The sequence below is a fragment of the Lactobacillus sp. XV31L genome (assembly GCF_059900865.1).
Window position 1 is genome coordinate 1 of the sequence record NZ_JBWXGC010000012.1, and the last position, 16,127, is coordinate 16,127.

Here is a 16,127-nt window from a genome sequence, read left to right on the forward strand (position 1 = left end):
ACAAACTCAAATTATGAACTGGTTTTAGTTTGTCCTTTTTGTGTCCCTTTTCAGATTTATCCAAATCAAAGTTTGCCTTTACATCAAGCTTTACAGGCAATACTTGCACTATTGTCAAAATAAATCATTTAATTAAATCATCCCCATGTATAACTGCACTTTACGCTTAACAGCAGTGATTTTTCTTGTTTCTTAATTCGCTTAAATTCACTTTAATTCGTGAAAATCTGAAATTTTTGTCCCTTTTTTGTCCCCAAAATTGTTAATTAATGCGTCTATTCAAATTCAACATGATTAATGTTTTCGAGTTCAACAAATTTATTGCCAACAATTATCTTATCACCATTATACCCTTTTACAAATCCAGAAATCTCGGGCTGCACATTACCATTGTTATCTACCTCTTTAAGTTGCAAATTAGCTATTTTGCCATTCGCATATGCTTGTAGCATAGCCTTACTGATAGCTTCCTGGGTCATTGTTGGTTTCTTATGGTAGACCTTTGCACGCTCCCGTCCATCACGATTAAGCTCTGCTGTGTGGTCACTCAGCATCATACCTTGCCACTTCTTCATACCTCTATCCTGATAGGTTCTGAAAAAATCATCTAGCCGTTGATCGAATTCTTTGCTCATATTATCCCCTTTAACAAACGTGTGTTTGATTAAATATTGTAAAACCAAAGATTGATTAACACAACTTTATTCATTGCTGTAAAATAAAAGTATTTATGATTAGATATGCCAGTAACTGGTTATAGGTTTTAAAGACGAGAGGTAATGCATGTGAACAATGATAATGTGAACAATGATAATGTAAACCAGTATAATGAAAAAACAAATTTAGTTACATCTTCCGAGAAAGTTGAACATTTCTGTGATTGGATGATAACTTGCTCAACGATATTTGGTATTTTTATTACAGCTATAAAACCAGCAATTCCAGAAGTTAACTATTATTACACGATACACCGAATTAAAAATCGGTATTTTTTGCATTTAATCCCAGATACAAAACATGTATCCAAAGAAATATTATTAACTTACGGTATTATAATTGGATTGTTATTTATATCTGGGATAATCAAATATAGATCAAGTAATAATTATAATGTTGACTTATTTAGAGGAATAAACACTATAGCTAATAAAAAGAAAAATAAAATATGGTCTATAGCTATTACATTGGGTATATTCATAGCAGTAGCTATAATTTTGACTTCGTTGGGATTTACAAGTAGTGACAACATTTCAAGTAGACTCTGTTTATTGGTAGGATCTTCCATATTAGTAGCATTTATATTTTTAATCGTTATAGCAGAAATAGCAAATAACTATAAAAGCAAATGGGACTATCTTTTTTCAACATTGTTGTTCGTCATCACTGTGTCGTTATTGACTTTTCCATATATTATAAAGTACGTATTCATTCTTTATCTTATTTTTTACCCTGGATGGGAAGCTATAAATTTTTTAATATTATACTTAAACAAAAAAGTTGAAAACATATTTGAGTTAGAAGATAAGAAAAATTTTGATTCACAAAAATAAGCCACCCCAGAGAAACCAATCTCCAGAGTGGCTTATTTACTTATAGAATGATTTTTACTTTTGCTGCATTAGCCCAGGCGTTATTGCCCGTACAAACCTGCAGGTAACCGTCCTGCATCTTACTTACTTTGAGCTTTTCACCTTTCTTGAATTGCCGTCCCGTCACTGGCCCATTAGGGACAGCATGACCAGCAGCGGGTGCAACCACCTCAACTACTGCATGCATGTTGGGATTAGCAGCTAGCGGGTTGAGCTTCAAGACACCTGTCCGACTATCCACCCACTGGTCCTTACCTAGCTTCAGAAAACCGTCCTTAATTGCCAGCACACGCCAGTTGGTGCCGTACTTAATCATCTTGACCTTCTTATCATTGTTGGGACCACTCCAAACCGTAGCTCCAGCTTTCTTTGTTACTAGGAAACCACCGGTATCTGTTGGATTAACCTTTACACTCCAAACCATTTCATCATCTACTTTCTCTGTCAAATTGTCCGTATGCTTTGACCAGTCATTCTTGCTGCCGTAATAGACGTTCAAGTCCAAATAGCCGCCATATCCTGCCAACTTGCCCGTGGCGGAATACTGAAAGATAGCCAGCTTCTTATTGCCGTTTTTGCCCCAGTGGTTCAAGTGACCATACAGACTGCGCGGATTGTAACCGTACTGCGCATTCATATTGTTGTACTGAGCCACCCACAGGCCATACTTCTTGGCCACCGGGTCCCAGTTATACCGTTTTTCGTCAGCTAGTCCCATGTAGATCAGTGGTTTAATCCCGGTCTTTTGGTAGACGTAGTCAAGCCAAGAATTGGCCCAGCTGACACCACAAACGGCCACCGGCGAACCCTCATAGTCAAGGACTAGAATGCTGCCCTTTAAGTATGGCTTGGCAATCCGGAGGAATTTATCAGCCTCTGCCTTGTAACTGCCGCCACTCGCAAAATGGTACAGGCCGATTAGCTTGCCTGCCTGCCTGGCCGTACCAATTTGATTGGTAAGACAAGGGTTGACATAGCCTATGCCTTCGGTCAGTTTGTCGATGACAAAGGCCCCAGCGATGCGGCGATTGTCCACACCAGCATTGTTGCTGGACTCATCAGTCCCATTAAGCATGGTCATCAGCCCCTACTTCTGTAGTCGTGTCTTGTGCGGGTTCCTGGACTGCCTCTGGGTCAAAGTCCTCGACAGCTTCGGCTGTGCCCTGATCCGTTGCTTCCTTAGTCTTGTCAGTCTTGTCGGCATTGATTTTGGCCACTTCTTGCTCGGCAAATGCCCGGATAATCTTGTCGATGTAGTCCGGCACCTTCAGGCCCTGCTTCTGCAAAGCTTCCTCGACCATGCTGATGACCTTTTCCATCTTCTCGTTGCCCTTTAGACCAGTAGTCTCTGCCAGGTGGACAAAGCCCAGTGTCAGGGTCTTTACGGCTTCAATGTAGTCGTTAGCTGTCTTGATCACTTTATTAGTTGTGGGATGCTTCTTATACCATACCGACCACAAGCCGGACAGCAGCAAGATGACCACTACGGCTCCTGCAAAGCCGATGTACAACATATCTAATTTCATCATTTTAAAATTCCTTTCTGCAAAAAAGACACTAGCTTAACTGCTTAGTGTCCTCTTAGTCTTTCATTTTCTGCTTTCAACTCTTCGATTTGCTTTGCTGCTTCATGATAGCTGCGTTTAAACTCATCCCTTTCACTCTTCAGCTCCTTTATGATGTCGTTGTAGTCAGCACGGTGCGTCTTATGCGAGACTGCAAAGGCGGTAGCCAAGGCCCCGACAAAGACGCCCAGCACTTGGATGAAGTTGGACCAATCGTGCAAGCGACCACCCCTAACTCTGATATGCTGATCTGACAATCAATGCAAAAATAATCAAATCCCCAATTACGCTGTGGGCCATTTGACCTTGCCCAGCATAAATTGCGTGCCAAATCTGTGTTGCTGCAAGCATGCAAATAGCTGCACCGCACAAGATTAACAGCAGGTGTTGCCACAATTTACTATGATTATCTGTCATGGCACAAATTAGCAGTCCTAAGCCAAAAATAAAAACGACCACATCTAAACGTTGGTCGTTCATCGTATTTACTAGCTCGGGTGGCCATAAAAAATAATTACGGTCAATCCAAAGGGATGCACCGATTGCCATTACTCCAAGGCCGGCAAGGGACTGCTCAAAGTTGGCATTGATACTGTTTAATACCCAATTAGTTTTATTCCTTAGCTGGTTCAACATAATCATCACCTGTAATTCTTTTATAAGCATCCTCATCTATAGTTTTATTGACGTAACTCGCGACAACTTCCTTGGTATATACCCCCGTATCAAAGAGATACTTATATGAAGCCTCAAAAAAAGCGGCAAATTTCATTATTTGTCGCCTCCCTTCGTATCAGTCGATTCTGTTGGTACCTCAGTCGATGCAACGGCTGCTTCTGACAGCATACCCACAATCGACCCGATCTGTCGATTTATCCCATTGATTTCTTCTTGAGATAGCTTACTATCTTTTACTTGCTTTTCTAAGTTATCAATTTGGTCTTTCAATTCTCCAATTTGTTGGCCCTGCACGGTGCCATCACCGTCATACCAGCGGTACTTATCCCAGTCGTACATCGGCGTCTTAAAGCTCGGGTCAGGTGCTTCTTCAACATACGGGAAGTTAACCGCTGACTCTTTTGGTGCAAACCAAACTTCATACGGTTCTCCTGGCTTTGATTTATATACTTGTCTAAATTTATTTTCATCTGTCATTTTATTTCTCCTTTGTTAAATTATTGGCTCAGCAGCTCCAAATTCATCCATCTTTATCCATTGCTTACCACGCGTTCCAACTCTTCCTGAGCTGTCACTTACCCACAGCATGCAGTCAACTAGAGCATATTTTTGACCTTTACTAGATGAAATTTGATAAACTAAAGTCTTTTCGGGTAGCTCAACATATGTATTATTAGATTTAACAGTAAATACGAGTTTGTTGTCATCTAATACAAGTTCATAGCAATTTCCTCCCGTATCCTTGCTAAACTTAAAATATTTTGGTAAAAAATCGGACGCTATAAAAGTTTCGCCTCTTACCATCAAGTAATTAACTTTTTTTCCAGTAACTAGCATTATTTATCCCCTTTCTACGATACTGTTACTAATACATCTGGATGAGCTTTTGAGTATGCTAGTCCAGTCTCATAGTCATCAGCATGGTGTACCAATTCGCGATTTTCTACTTGGCCAATGTGGCTATTAATATCAGTGACCTTCTTATCAATCTCGGCTTTAGTGTAGTGATCTGTTTGGACGTTGCCAGCTTTGTCTGACTTGATTCCGTCAACAGATATAACGGCTTTAGCCACCTTTTCAGACAACGCATCATGTGCAGTTTTTGCATCTGCCTTGGTTTCAAGAGTATCTAATACCTTGCTGTCCGCCTTAGTAGCAATTTTGGTTTCTAAAGCATCATGAGCAGATTTTGCTTCTGCCTTGGTTTCAAGGCCTGATAAATCAGGGGCAGGAACCACAATGTTAGCTACTCCTTTACCATCTGGGCTAACTGGAGCGCCATTAACGCTTATCTGCTTTAATTTGCTTAGGTCATCTTTTATGTTGACCCAGTTGACAAACCATGTTGAAGTTGAGCTGACGTTATACCCAGCTCTATACCAGATAGTATAGTCAAACTTGGTTGCCTGAAAGAGAAACTGTTGGTGATACGTCAAGGATCCGCCATTGTTGTCGCCTTGCAAAACAATCATGTAACTTCTGCCGGTATGATACCCTGCTGGAGTCGCTTTAGAAGTGAAATTGAACCCTGTTGCGGAATAATAGACACCCGGTGTGGTCAGTAAGTCAGGATTGGCCTGGCTGTCTACAGCTATTGGATTTGAGATTGTGCTTATATTGGAGATATCCCTATCTGTTAAGACTTTTTCAAAGTCGACCTTTTTGCCACTGCTGTCAGCTCGGCTCCTGACATAGGTCCGCGTGCCCTGGCCGTAGTCATCGATGTAGACGATTTGTTGAAATTCAGTTGCTCCATTCCATTTTGGCACGTTAAAAATCCAACCATAAAGACCACCTGTTGCTTGATCAAAGCTGGGCATTTGTCCGGCTGATTGCACTTTACAGTTTAAAAACTTTGTGATGCCCACGGTTGAGTATGTGTCCAGGTTAATCGTTGTATCATAGATGTTGTTGCCGTCTGGAGTATTAAGTGGGTACAGCGTCTTAGCTTCATCCCTAAGCTTTTTTTGAGCATCGGTCAGATTTTGATTAACATTATCGTTTAATTTCCCTAAATCTTCTTTTGAAGGTAAGGACTTTAGTGCTTCTTTAAATTCATCATGTGACACGCTTTCCGTGTCATTAGTCTTAATTACAACATTTTCAACTGTACCCACTGTGAGATAGGCATAAAGCTTAACTACACCACTATCATCAGTATGCTGCATATACTGTGGGTACTTCAAAGAGCCGAATGCATACAGTACTTCTTCACCTTTGTATAAGACATAAATTCCGACCGTGTTAAGCAAGTAGTCTTCCGTAATTTCATTCTTTTTAAATGGAATTGGAATCTTAACTACATTGTCTTTTACGGCAACTGTCTTTGTGATATCAACGATTTGCTTCTTATTGTCTAAATCAACGATATTAGCAACATCTGCATCCGTGTCGTTGTAATGGACATCGATACTTGAAGCTGCTTTAGTAAATTCAATTTTCTCCTGTCCCCCTAAGGTCGCAACAGAAATCTGTTGTCCTTTGGGGGTGAATCTAAATTTCATCTCTGATTGTTCTGCCATTGTTTATCCTCCCATCGTCCCAAATATCACCGAACTGGTTATTACTCCAGCAGCCAGTCGATATTTTCCTATATATTTCTTTTCTAGCGATAGTTGTGTCTCTGATACACCATCAATAGAATTAGTTGCAGTTAACCCAGCCTCAATGTAAATATTAGCATTGTACTTTTCATTAAATTCTATCGTGTAGAGGCGAACCTCGTCGCCTAAAATGTCAATCAACATCTTATAGAGAATTTCTTCTCTTTTTTTGTTGTCCAAGTATTTGCGCGGCAGGTTGTAAATCCCTAGGCGTTCAGGTTCGCCATCGTTCTTGTCCCTGCGCGTTTCCACGGTGAACTCATTGACATCTGCACCCAACGTAGTAGCAATCAACTTAATAATTGAATTTTCATCATTACCCAGGTGCCGCTTCATCATCATTATGGCAATTTCAAACTTTAAAAAGTCCTCATCACTTTCAGAGGGCGAAACACCCCAGTCCTTGGCAATTTTGCGCAAATCATCTCCAGTCGCATGCCGAAAGTTTTGTGCATCGTAGCTGACCATGATGCGGTCAATAAATTCAATCATGATATCAGCCACGATCTGCAGCCACTTCTGGTTGTTGCTGTCTTCATTCTGCGACATGAAGGCTGGAAACATGTTCCTAATATACTTCGAATAATCGCGGTGATTGTACTCGTTAAAATCATACATTGACTAGCACCTCGATGTTGTTATCGTCGATAACGGCCAGCTCGAACTCATTAACCGGGACATCTTTCAACTCTTTGTTGTCATGGTCTGCACCCAGCTTAATATCGATTGACTTTAAGCCCTCAACCTGCCAGATGTATTCATACAGCTTGCTGAAAAGCACGGTGTCACCCATTTCCAGCAGGGCAAAGTAATCACGGATTTGCTTCCTGATTGCTTGTGGGCCATTTTCGGAGCTGAAGTTCAGATTAGTGTTGACAGTGACCCTGACATAGATTGGTTTAGTTGATGCACGGTCAAAATAGACATCACGCCTGTCGCCGGACAAGTTAGTGACTACTTCGTGAATTTGGCCAACCGTGTAAGCTGGTGCGGGTACAATATTAAAAATACCTTGAGCAATAGCTTGATTAGTTCCACCAAGTGCGTATATGTGCGTCGACTTTGGTGGATTGCCATATTTATCGGTTACCATTGTCCGGTTGGGAATAACCTTAACCTGCTTAACTCCTGGCACTTCATTTTCAAGATAAGACTTGATGCCATCCTCCGAACCGTTCTTCGGGTGGATTCGTTCATTGTAAAGCCGCGCTCGGTAGGCGACATCTGTCTCTTCATCTGCTCCGCCTTGAGCAGCTTTCGGATTAGTGACGCTCTCAACACCGTCAATCACATCCACCTCTAGCGTGATTGTGTTAGGCAGGACGTTGTTTTCGCTGCCTTCTGTATCACTAACCGAACTAATCAGAACAGACCCGTCAGAGCCAATTTCAGCGTTCTCAATGGTATAAAAAAGAAGGTTCTCTTCGGTTGAAAATTGAGAACCTTCTGGCACTTCTGTGCCTGCTTCGCCCGTAACTTTGAGCTTGACCACTGCCGGCGCTGAACTCTTTCTTGGAATGCCATCATCTTGGCCAAACCGGTCCAGATCTTTACCACTTGCACTTAGCAGGTGATTAGCCCAGTCAGTAGCCTGCAGTAATTCCATAAAATCATGCGCTAGTGTGGTCAGTACGCCATTGTCCATGCCAACAATCGAATTATCATCGGTGTTGACGTTATCGCCGTATACCTTACGTGCATTGTCATTAAGACGTTCTCTGATTTCATCTTCGGTTAGTGCCTGGAATTGTCCATTAGTAAGTAATGTCACTACTCTCCCTCCTTTCATTTCCTGTATCTACTGTGACAATGCTGCCATCTGCCATTGCCACTTCAAGTTTTAAATTGAGTAACCTATCGTCAATATCATGGTCAACTGACAGAATTTTTACATGCTCAAAGCTGTCAAAATGTGCTGCTAGGCAGTCTTCGATTTGCTTAAGAATGTAATCTCGATTGGTAATGTTATCTAGAATATCTTGATGAGATAGACCGAAAGCCTTATTCCACTCAAGCTCAGCCAAGTTGGTCGCCAGAGTTAACTTAATTGCCTGGGCCAATTCTTCGTCACTAGTAACCATTTCATCAACAATCGCACGGTCATTATCTTCATTTAATTTAATATCCATCTACAACCTCCCAAGAACGATGCCATCATTTAGACTGTGCATCCTTCTAGTTGCTAGTTTATAGGTCTTTTGGCCCCGATAGTTTTCCAAATCTCGGTCATGAAATCCTAGCAATATTTTATCGCCCGACTTTAACTTCTTATAAATTGGCTTACCGTCTTCAATAACAATTAAACTACTTTGCAGGACCGGACATTCAGTAATAACCGGCCTCTTGCTGTCGTCTGACTGCAAGGGTGCAGGCTGTACATCGGCTACCTTATTGCTACTGTCGTACTTTGTAACCGTTCCAATCATCATGCAGTAGATTCGTGACAGCAGCAGCTGCGGTAGTAACTCATCCATAAATTTAAGGTCAATATTGCGCTTATTCATTTATAAACCTCACAGCTCGTAATCATAGATTCCAAATCATGGCTGCCTGATTTGATGCGATAGAGGTCATCGATCCCCATCGCCTTATCAACCAAACGAACTACTGATCCAGTAGAAATTCTCGGGTCAAGATACATCTGAAAGGATATCCGGTCATCATCATCAAAGGAAGGATGGCCAACTAGCCCAGTTAATTTGGAAATGGTCAAGTTCTCATTGTAAGGATTAGGCTTGTCCCAATTGTCGATATATAACTTGCCTTTGCGGAAATAGATGTGAGCCTTGCATTGCTTGACGATTGACTTAATGGCTGCCAGAGGCTTATTAGAAACCGTATAGCCTTTCTTGTAGACATAGTCATGAGTAAACTTGATATTACTAATCGGAATACCAGCTTTTTTGCTGATTTTCTTAACAATAGTGGACGCCTTTGTTCCTTTTTTGAAGGTTAGATTAACCTTCTTGCGGACTGTCTTTTTAACAATCGTGTACTTGCCATTAGGCTTCTTAATTCGCTTTTTAACAGTTTTGGCTCCACTCCATACTGATATTTTTTTCTTGTCGCCATAATCAGTATCATCTGTAAACTCAACGTCAAGTGTCTTAGTAGCACCTTCATCAACCAACTTATGAACCTTAGTAATCTTGCCTTCTGAAATAACAGCAAATAGGTCATCAGAGCCAGCTTTAACAACAATATGTTCTTTTTCCTTAAAGAGTTTTTGACTTTCTGGAGATAAGTTATTAATGGTAATGGTGTTTTTTTCAACATCACCATCGTCATTAAAATTGATCGTGCCAGTGATAGTAAAGCCATATCCTACTGGTGACCAGTTATTAAAAGAAGGCTTCCTGGACAGATTTGGTAGTATGACCTCGATCTTCTTTCCATAAAAACTAGGTCCATCAACATTTGCTGCCATTAATCATCACCTTCTAAATCATCAATTGAAATAAACACTGTGCTGTTAAAATTGAGCTCGTTAAGCTCAGTCTCATGTCCTGACTCGTCATAGGGGACTAACTGCCAAGCTGGCAGTCTAGGGTCTTCGATACCGAACCACAGTGGCTGATTAAGAACTAATTTATAGTTTAGATAAATCGGTGTGCCGTCTTCGGTAAATAAGTCAACAGAGTATTCACGACTAATCTTGTTGTAGTTAATTGCAATATTGTAGGTCTGGTCTTCAACGTCCAAGTCGAAGTTGTACGGAATACTGTCATTATCAATCTCAATTACATCACGAATCATACTTTGATCACCTTACCTTTTCTGGTCTTGGCTTTTGGATTATCCGCATATAATTTGCTGACTGAGACACCATATTTCTTTGCCACCCGATAAATATTGTCGCCCACTTTCATGTGGTGCACCTTATTTCTTCTTGGGTCACGCTTACTTGCGCTTCCTGACTTGGGAGTCTTTTTACCTTTAGATTTCTTTTTGCTGTAAGTGACCTTGGCAATCTTACGATAACTAAAAGTTAGGTTAAGCTTCAAAACGTTCTGGTCTTTATTCTCAGTAGTCTTTGAAATTGATTGGATGTAGACGTGTTTCCAGTAACTAGAACCGCGCAAGGTTAATTCCTTACCCCACAACTGCCACTTCTGGAAAATGTTGAACTGTGCCTCAAGATCAGCCCTACGAGCTTCTTTACTTGAATTGTCCTCAGCATACAGATAAGCCGTGCAAGAGACGGTCTTATCAGTTCGCCTGGAGTAGTTTGTTCTTGGGTCTGAGTTATCCACTGCTTGGCTTGGTGTCTCTGCCGTATTGGTCTCAGTAGCATCGAATTCACCAAAGAAAATAATTTGGTCAGAACTTAAGTCCGCTAAGTATAAAGCACTCTTAGGTTGACCTAGGACTTGATTAGCTTCTGAAATCTTAGAATTGATACTGCTTAAATTCTTATCCATATTGTCATATGCTTTTTGTTTAGCTAACAACTTGTTTTTGGCTTTATAGGTCTTTTTGACTTTGGCCAATTTTTTATTCTGCGCCTTTAAAGTTTTTTGATACTTACCATACTTCTTTTTGTTCTTTTCCGGAACAACCCTCTTTTTGATTGTCTTGCTACCCTTTTTGACCTTAACTACAGTCTCAAGTTTCTTCATTGACTTTTTAGTTTTGCTTACTGCTTTTAGCTGTTTGGTATATGCCTTCTTAGCTTTAGCAGCATCCCTTGCAATCGTTGGTGCTAGCATTAAATAATCACACCTCCATCATCATTGAAACCCATTAATTCTTGTAGCTTTTCGAACATCTTTTCATTAGCCTGTTCGGCAGCTGCTTTTACATCAGCTTTGATTGCACTGGTATTGCCACCTTCAGCATGCACCTCAATCGTTTGATTGAGTGTGATGTTGCCGGCCTTTTTTGAGTTATTTTTGATGTTCTTGACCGTTTTAGCGTGTGGAATAACCGTGCCACTTACGTCAGGCCGGAACATCTCAATACCATCTTCATTAACACGGACGGTTTCGCCTGCCTTAACATGGCCACCAGTCTTAAGACCACGTAGCGACTTAGCAATCTGCATCGCACCATTGACGTGTGAAGCGTTGTAGCCGCCACGTTCCCATTGACTAGAGAACTTGTTGGCCAAGTTTGCAACCGATCCTTTGCCCTCTAGCACGCTCTTAAAAATTGCGCTGTCTGAACCTTCGCCACTAAGGGCAAACTTCACTTGAACAGCTGGATCGGTCCAACTCTTGCCATTTTTCTTAGCAAAAGATTTCAAGTTAGTTAGCCGGCCGCCTAGCCATTGACCTAAGCCACTTGCACCACCACTGGCATTTCTTGCACCAGTATCAAGGCGAGATTCAAAGAACCAGTTACCTAAGATTGCGGCAATACCGTTCTTAGTGGCTGAATGATCTAGGCCCATTAACGCCTTAGCTAGTGATCTGGCCCGTTGACCAATATCGCCAGTCAGGTTGACGCTACCACCAAGTGCATCTTCACTTAGGTTGTGCTTAATCCAGTTAATAGCCCTAGGGCCTAACTGACTCTTGACTAATTTAGTTAAGTTGCCCGGAATTGAAGACTTGTTGCTATTAGCATTGTGCAAGCCCTTAACTCTGAAGTATTCGTAGCCCATGCTCTTCGGCGTGTCAATTGATGTGACTCGGGCTGATGGTGGCGTTTCGTTGAACATCGTATTATTAGCTTTGTTGTTAATAATACCGACGTGTCCAGCCGCTCCACCGCCATGGCCGTAGATGACTAGGTCACCTGGGACCGTCTTAGCAAAATCATGACCTAGACTTTGAACGCCGCTGCTTTCCTGCATGGCAACCGTGGTTCGACCAATGTTGAGACCGAAGTGGTTTAACGCTGCGGAGACCATACCTGAGCAGTCGTATGCATCAGGGCCCGTTGCGCCCATGACATACTTCTTGCCAGTAAAGTGCTCTTTAGCGTAATTCAAGAAGGCCTCACGTGTACCACCTGCACCGTCGTTAATTAACGAATTAATGTAGCTGTACATCGCTTGATACCACTTGTATCCAGTTGGCTTGGCAGCATTCTTATTAAGACCTGTTAAGCCTTTTTGCAGCTGACTGCTTACTTCTTTGAGCTTACTGGTAAAGTCAGAATTAAAGCCGCTCTTGTAATTAGTTGCATTGCTCTTGGCCAGTTTTGCTAATGCTCCATGAGAGTTCTTACCATTGGCATAGAATGGCAGTAACCCTTGTTGCTGTGCCTGGTAAGTATCTTCACCATTAAGAACACTGTCTCCTTTATGAAGCAGCTTAACCACATTGTTGCCCTTAGGCAGCTCAAAACTGCCGTTAGCGTGGACAATTGCCTCTTGGCGCAATCCTCTAGGGCTGTCATTTAAAACAGCCATATGGGCACGTTCTACGGGGCCATCAGTACCGTTAGCATAATGAACCATGCTTAACACGTGATCGTTACCACCGAATTGGCCTAAGGCCGTATTTATTCCCTTAAAGCCGTGGTTAATCTGTCCGATTACGCCGTTCATAGCATCAGAAGTATAATCGGTCAGACGATTAAGTATCTTGCGGAAATCGTGAGTGATATCCGTCCAAGACTTTGACCACTGTTTCTTTAATTTCTTAAATGAGCTTCCGGTGTCCCCTTCTAACTGGCTAAATTGCTTCTTGTTAGCCTTAACCCTTGAATTAAAGGATTTCTTAGAGTCATTAACAATTGACTTGTTGAATTTCTTGTTTTGACTGATTGCATCATTATGGTACTTATCGCTAACACCTCTGGTGCCACCGAGTGTTGTATTACCTTTGGCAAAGCCCTGAAGAACTAAGCCTTGACCCAGTCCACCACGCATTAATTTCTGCGTGTCTCGAGCATTCAGAATGTGCTCGCCGGCGTGAACCTTGGTAATCTCTGGACCATTGGCACCTAGTAGACGAGCATGACTCCCGTTCACCTTGTAGGCTAACTCAGCACCACCTTCGCCAACTAATGCCATAGCGTTATTGCTGATGTGCCCACCAGCAGCATGAGCAGCTAACTTGGTTGACTTCGGCTTAAAGGCATTTTGAACGTTTTTACCAATATCTGAAATCCAATGTTGAGCGCCAGAAAAATGTTTGCCAAACCATTGATTCATTCCGTCCCATTTTTTGTGGAACCAATCCAGTACATCTCTGACACCTTTTTTAAATCCGTCAAACATGTTTTTAGCGGACCAACCCAAATTCTCTAGACTCCAGAAATTTTTAGGCGGTTTGTTGGAAGTCCAACCTTTCTTTAAAGCCCCCATACCATGGATGACTGTGCCAGTAATGCTGTTATCCCAGATTTTGTGAGACACCCAACCGAGGTTTTCAATCGACCAAAATTTCTTAGGTGGCTTCTTTGACATCCAACCTTTTTGCAGGTTTTTCTGTGCACCTTGAGCGGCTTTGCCAACTTTGTTGAACATGTCATGAGTTGACCAACCCAAATTCTCTAGCGACCAGAATTTTTTAGGTGGCTTCTTTGATTGCCAACCTTTGGTGAACTTGTTGACGGCTTGACCGCCCCACTTGCCGACCACGCCGCCAATTTTAGCGCCAACGGCAGCACCTAGTGGGCCACCGAAAAATAGTCCGATACCACCACCAATGCCTGAGCCGACACCTTTACCGATGTCCTCGCTGCGCTTATCGGCATCATGCCGATTCTTAAAAGCATCTAGAAAACTAGCACCAGCATCAATAGCTACACCTGCACCTGCTGCTACAGTGCCAATTTGACCAGCCTTGGATAATCCTTTAAAACCACCTGCACTGTGTGCCGATTGAAGTAAGCCACTTAAATTACCGGCACCACTACTATCTTTATTAAATAGGCTTTGACCGAATTCCTTAGCGCCTCCATACAAGCCTCTAACCTTGCCAGGCAGCTCTTTGCTAAACTCTACAGTCTTGCTAAATCCTTTAGATAAAGAACTCCCTAACTTTGAGCCAGCGTCATATATTTTAGAACCAAAACCTTTAAGGTTCTTAATAATATCAGGTCCAAACTTGGTGACATTATCAATCATCTTCGAATAGCCCTTACTTACTAGCTCTATAGCTTCGCTAGAACCTTTACCTATTAATTTAACAGCTCCTTTAACACCTTTACCAAGAGTCCTGGTAAAATTGCTGGCTTTTAAGAACCCAGCTGATTTCCCAGTTACACCTTCAATCTCTTTAGTTCCTTTGAGGCCTTTGCCAAAAATGCCAATATTTTTAAATAAATCGACCCCGCCCTTGGCTAATCCTACGAATGGGGAAACTACTGCTTTTGTAGCCTTAACTGTCATCATTGCCACAATTGCACCAGAGATTGCTTCTATTGCCGTTTTATTCTTGGCCAGGTTGTTAATCCCTTCAGCTAGTGCATGGAATGTGCCGCCATGCTTGTCGGCATCTTTACCAATCAAGCCAAATTGTTTACCAATTGTGACAAAGATTCCTGAAAAATCTTTCCAAACTCCTTTACCAACCGCAACAGTCAGATCAAGTATTCCTTTAACGGCAGATGAAATTTCTGTTTTATGCTTATCAAGAGTTCCAACTATATCTGCAATACCGTTACCAATAGCTGTTGCCCCAGCTTTTAATTCGTCTGATTTCAGTAAATCATTCAATGCCTGTAGTCCCGAAGACTTAGCAGTAAATAGCGGGGCTGTCATAGTACCTTTTAGATCCATCCAACGTTCGGCCATTTGCTTCTTCGCACCACCCTGAGTTTTGTCAAACTTTTTAAAAGCAGTGTCGGAGTATTTACTTGCGGCAGACATCCATTCTTGGAACTGACTTTGCGTAACCTTACCTGTCCTTAAAACATTTTTAAGTTGTGTTTCAGTCATACCAGCACCCTTGGCTAATTGAGCATAAAACGACGGTGCGGATTTAGTAACACGGTTTAAGGCTGAATAGGACACCTTACCGTTAGCACCTACACGCATTAGACTAGACGCCAAATTCTCTACCTGAGCACCATCTAGTTTTGAACTATCACCAACGCCAGCAATCATTTTGGTGATATCCATTGCGCCTTTTTTGCCGATAGTTGACCAGTTAAGCATCTTTGCTTGCACGTTAGAGGCTTCCTCGCCCGTCAAATTAGTGTGGTATCTTAAAGACTTAATCTGTTTATCTAGTTTACCGATAACTTTGTCCGACAAACCCATGTTTTGAAAACGGGAATCTATCTTTCCCAACAGACCGTTATATTCCATACCATCAGCGTAGATAGATTTAAACTGTGTACTAATATTACTGAGACCGGTGGTCACGACATTGCCGATTGCTGAAGCTGCGAACGCTTCTCTAAAAGTGTGATGTGTTTTTTTAGCAGCTCCATCGATTTTGTTCAACTTGTTTTCGATTTTATCAAGAGGATTAGCATTAACTTTTTTAACAGTATTATCAAAATCAGAAACTTTATTTTTAGTCTTCGTTAACTCATTTTGATATGTACCCATCTCACGACTAGCTTTAGTCACGTCAGGCATGCTCATCTTTTCAAAAGTTGTATTAAGACCTTTAGCTTTGTTGTCAAGCTGGCTCATGCTATCTAGCAACTTATTCAGAACGGGATTATCAATATTAAAGCCAATCCCAATATCCATCTGTGCAATACGATCGCTCATCAATTCCCTCCTTTCTTTGTTTTTAGCAAAAAAGCCAGCCTACTTTTTAAGTAGACTGGTCTTCATCACT

General features: G+C 41.7%; 18 protein-coding genes. 1 reads left to right on the forward strand and 17 read right to left on the reverse strand.

Annotated elements, in window-relative coordinates; all coding sequences use genetic code 11:
* Positions 1-275 precede the first annotated feature (275 nt).
* On the reverse strand, positions 276-635 hold the full coding sequence (locus AC2JF7_RS07810) for a hypothetical protein (protein ID WP_500728129.1): 360 nt from the start codon (positions 633-635) through the stop codon (positions 276-278).
* Positions 636-785: 150 nt separating this feature from the next.
* Between AC2JF7_RS07810 and AC2JF7_RS07815 the strand changes: the two genes are divergently transcribed.
* On the forward strand, positions 786-1,550 hold the full coding sequence (locus tag AC2JF7_RS07815; RefSeq protein ID WP_500728130.1) for a hypothetical protein: 765 nt from the start codon (positions 786-788) through the stop codon (positions 1,548-1,550).
* A gap of 40 nt (positions 1,551-1,590) precedes the next feature.
* On the opposite strand, the gene AC2JF7_RS07820 is transcribed toward AC2JF7_RS07815, so the two are convergent.
* From AC2JF7_RS07820 to AC2JF7_RS07895, 16 genes are read right to left on the reverse strand one after another with little or no spacing between them, the layout of a single operon-like run.
* On the reverse strand, positions 1,591-2,670 hold the full coding sequence (locus AC2JF7_RS07820; RefSeq protein ID WP_500728131.1) for a GH25 family lysozyme: 1,080 nt from the start codon (positions 2,668-2,670) through the stop codon (positions 1,591-1,593).
* Positions 2,657-3,118: a hypothetical protein gene (locus AC2JF7_RS07825; protein ID WP_500728132.1), complete on the reverse strand. Its 462-nt coding sequence runs from the start codon at positions 3,116-3,118 to the stop codon at positions 2,657-2,659. Before AC2JF7_RS07825 ends, AC2JF7_RS07820 begins: the two co-directional genes overlap by 14 nt.
* Before the next feature lie 41 nt (positions 3,119-3,159).
* Positions 3,160-3,411, reverse strand: a complete 252-nt coding sequence (locus tag AC2JF7_RS07830; protein ID WP_500728133.1) for a hypothetical protein — start codon at positions 3,409-3,411, stop codon at positions 3,160-3,162.
* Entirely contained in the window at positions 3,386-3,790 is a 405-nt protein-coding gene (locus AC2JF7_RS07835; RefSeq protein ID WP_500728134.1) for a hypothetical protein, read from the reverse strand. Before AC2JF7_RS07835 ends, AC2JF7_RS07830 begins: the two co-directional genes overlap by 26 nt.
* On the reverse strand, positions 3,768-3,926 hold the full coding sequence (locus tag AC2JF7_RS07840) for an XkdX family protein (RefSeq protein WP_500728135.1): 159 nt from the start codon (positions 3,924-3,926) through the stop codon (positions 3,768-3,770). The genes AC2JF7_RS07835 and AC2JF7_RS07840 overlap by 23 nt, the downstream gene beginning before the upstream one ends.
* Positions 3,926-4,309, reverse strand: a complete 384-nt coding sequence (locus tag AC2JF7_RS07845) for a hypothetical protein (RefSeq protein WP_500728136.1) — start codon at positions 4,307-4,309, stop codon at positions 3,926-3,928. Before AC2JF7_RS07845 ends, AC2JF7_RS07840 begins: the two co-directional genes overlap by 1 nt.
* A 15-nt stretch (positions 4,310-4,324) precedes the next feature.
* The gene (locus tag AC2JF7_RS07850; RefSeq protein WP_500728137.1) at positions 4,325-4,669 is read right to left on the reverse strand and encodes a hypothetical protein; all 345 of its coding nucleotides are present in this window, start codon (positions 4,667-4,669) and stop codon (positions 4,325-4,327) included.
* Positions 4,670-4,683: 14 nt separating this feature from the next.
* A complete protein-coding gene (locus AC2JF7_RS07855) occupies positions 4,684-6,354 on the reverse strand; it encodes a hypothetical protein (RefSeq protein ID WP_500728138.1) in 1,671 nt (556 codons plus the stop codon).
* A 3-nt stretch (positions 6,355-6,357) separates the two neighbouring features.
* Positions 6,358-7,053 carry a hypothetical protein gene (locus tag AC2JF7_RS07860; RefSeq protein ID WP_500728139.1) on the reverse strand — a complete coding sequence of 232 codons (696 nt, stop codon included), beginning with the start codon at positions 7,051-7,053 and terminating at the stop codon, positions 6,358-6,360.
* Positions 7,046-8,206 carry a baseplate J/gp47 family protein gene (locus AC2JF7_RS07865; protein ID WP_500728140.1) on the reverse strand — a complete coding sequence of 387 codons (1,161 nt, stop codon included), beginning with the start codon at positions 8,204-8,206 and terminating at the stop codon, positions 7,046-7,048. Before AC2JF7_RS07865 ends, AC2JF7_RS07860 begins: the two co-directional genes overlap by 8 nt.
* Positions 8,190-8,564: a hypothetical protein gene (locus tag AC2JF7_RS07870; protein WP_500728141.1), complete on the reverse strand. Its 375-nt coding sequence runs from the start codon at positions 8,562-8,564 to the stop codon at positions 8,190-8,192. Before AC2JF7_RS07870 ends, AC2JF7_RS07865 begins: the two co-directional genes overlap by 17 nt.
* Complete coding sequence (locus AC2JF7_RS07875) at positions 8,565-8,939, reverse strand: hypothetical protein (RefSeq protein WP_500728142.1); 375 nt, start codon at positions 8,937-8,939, stop codon at positions 8,565-8,567.
* Positions 8,936-9,862, reverse strand: coding sequence for a hypothetical protein (locus AC2JF7_RS07880; RefSeq protein WP_500728143.1), 927 nt, complete (start codon positions 9,860-9,862; stop codon positions 8,936-8,938). The genes AC2JF7_RS07875 and AC2JF7_RS07880 overlap by 4 nt, the downstream gene beginning before the upstream one ends.
* The gene (locus AC2JF7_RS07885; protein ID WP_500728144.1) at positions 9,862-10,191 is read right to left on the reverse strand and encodes a phage baseplate plug family protein; all 330 of its coding nucleotides are present in this window, start codon (positions 10,189-10,191) and stop codon (positions 9,862-9,864) included. Before AC2JF7_RS07885 ends, AC2JF7_RS07880 begins: the two co-directional genes overlap by 1 nt.
* Complete coding sequence (locus AC2JF7_RS07890) at positions 10,188-11,144, reverse strand: LysM peptidoglycan-binding domain-containing protein (protein ID WP_500728145.1); 957 nt, start codon at positions 11,142-11,144, stop codon at positions 10,188-10,190. The genes AC2JF7_RS07885 and AC2JF7_RS07890 overlap by 4 nt, the downstream gene beginning before the upstream one ends.
* Complete coding sequence (locus AC2JF7_RS07895; RefSeq protein ID WP_500728146.1) at positions 11,144-16,057, reverse strand: phage tail tip lysozyme; 4,914 nt, start codon at positions 16,055-16,057, stop codon at positions 11,144-11,146. Before AC2JF7_RS07895 ends, AC2JF7_RS07890 begins: the two co-directional genes overlap by 1 nt.
* Positions 16,058-16,127: the final 70 nt, after the last annotated feature.

Coding starts and splice junctions, on each gene's coding strand:
- AC2JF7_RS07875 (WP_500728142.1), bottom strand. CDS start 8,939: ATGAATAAGCGCAATATTGACCTTAAATTTATGGATGAGTTACTACCG.
- AC2JF7_RS07845 (WP_500728136.1), bottom strand. CDS start 4,309: ATGACAGATGAAAATAAATTTAGACAAGTATATAAATCAAAGCCAGGA.
- AC2JF7_RS07810 (WP_500728129.1), bottom strand. CDS start 635: ATGAGCAAAGAATTCGATCAACGGCTAGATGATTTTTTCAGAACCTAT.
- AC2JF7_RS07885 (WP_500728144.1), bottom strand. CDS start 10,191: ATGATTCGTGATGTAATTGAGATTGATAATGACAGTATTCCGTACAAC.
- AC2JF7_RS07890 (WP_500728145.1), bottom strand. CDS start 11,144: ATGCTAGCACCAACGATTGCAAGGGATGCTGCTAAAGCTAAGAAGGCA.
- AC2JF7_RS07855 (WP_500728138.1), bottom strand. CDS start 6,354: ATGGCAGAACAATCAGAGATGAAATTTAGATTCACCCCCAAAGGACAA.
- AC2JF7_RS07860 (WP_500728139.1), bottom strand. CDS start 7,053: ATGTATGATTTTAACGAGTACAATCACCGCGATTATTCGAAGTATATT.
- AC2JF7_RS07835 (WP_500728134.1), bottom strand. CDS start 3,790: ATGTTGAACCAGCTAAGGAATAAAACTAATTGGGTATTAAACAGTATC.
- AC2JF7_RS07895 (WP_500728146.1), bottom strand. CDS start 16,057: ATGAGCGATCGTATTGCACAGATGGATATTGGGATTGGCTTTAATATT.
- AC2JF7_RS07840 (WP_500728135.1), bottom strand. CDS start 3,926: ATGAAATTTGCCGCTTTTTTTGAGGCTTCATATAAGTATCTCTTTGAT.
- AC2JF7_RS07880 (WP_500728143.1), bottom strand. CDS start 9,862: ATGGCAGCAAATGTTGATGGACCTAGTTTTTATGGAAAGAAGATCGAG.
- AC2JF7_RS07820 (WP_500728131.1), bottom strand. CDS start 2,670: ATGACCATGCTTAATGGGACTGATGAGTCCAGCAACAATGCTGGTGTG.
- AC2JF7_RS07850 (WP_500728137.1), bottom strand. CDS start 4,669: ATGCTAGTTACTGGAAAAAAAGTTAATTACTTGATGGTAAGAGGCGAA.
- AC2JF7_RS07825 (WP_500728132.1), bottom strand. CDS start 3,118: ATGATGAAATTAGATATGTTGTACATCGGCTTTGCAGGAGCCGTAGTG.
- AC2JF7_RS07870 (WP_500728141.1), bottom strand. CDS start 8,564: ATGGATATTAAATTAAATGAAGATAATGACCGTGCGATTGTTGATGAA.